Annotated in this window: 1 protein-coding gene; it reads right to left on the bottom strand. The window is 70.4% G+C overall.

Going from position 1 to position 527, the window contains the following annotated elements:
- Positions 1-527, bottom strand: a 527-nt coding sequence (locus D9599_RS30900; RefSeq protein ID WP_198385161.1) for a tetratricopeptide repeat protein, incomplete at both ends; no start/stop codon positions are given.

The raw sequence follows: 527 nt of genomic DNA, 5'->3' as shown, positions 1-527 counted from the left end.
CGCCCGCGCGGCCACGAGGTCCCCGCGTTGCAGGTAAAGATTGGCCAGGTGCGCCCCAATCCCGGCATCCGCTGGTGCCGCCTCCGCTGCCTTGCGCGCCCACTCGAGCGCCGCGGCATCATTGCCGCCGCGCTGCTCGACGATGCTGAGAAGCCGCAGGAGCTGCGCTGCTCTCGGGTTAAGGGCCAGCCCTTGGGTCGCCACCGCCCGCGCCGCGTCGAGATCGCCGATCTGCATGTGAGCATTGGCGAGATGCGCCTGCATCCCGGCGTCATCCGGCGCCGCTTCCGCTGCCTTGTGCGCCCACTCGAGCGCCGCGGCATCATTGCCGCCGCGCTGCTCGACAATGCTGAGAAGCCGCAGGAGCTGCGCTGCTCTCGGGTTAAGGACCAGCCCTTGGGTCGCCACCGCCCGCGCCGCGTCGAGATCGCCGATCTGCATGTGAGCGTTGGCGAGATGCGCCTGCATCCCGACATCAGCTGGTACCGGCTCCGCTGCCTTGCGCGCCCACTCGAGCGCCGCGGCAT

The sequence above is a fragment of the Roseomonas sp. KE2513 genome (genome assembly GCF_016107305.1).
Classification (GTDB): domain Bacteria; phylum Pseudomonadota; class Alphaproteobacteria; order Acetobacterales; family Acetobacteraceae; genus Roseomonas.
This window is presented reverse-complemented; position numbering and strand designations above follow the sequence as displayed.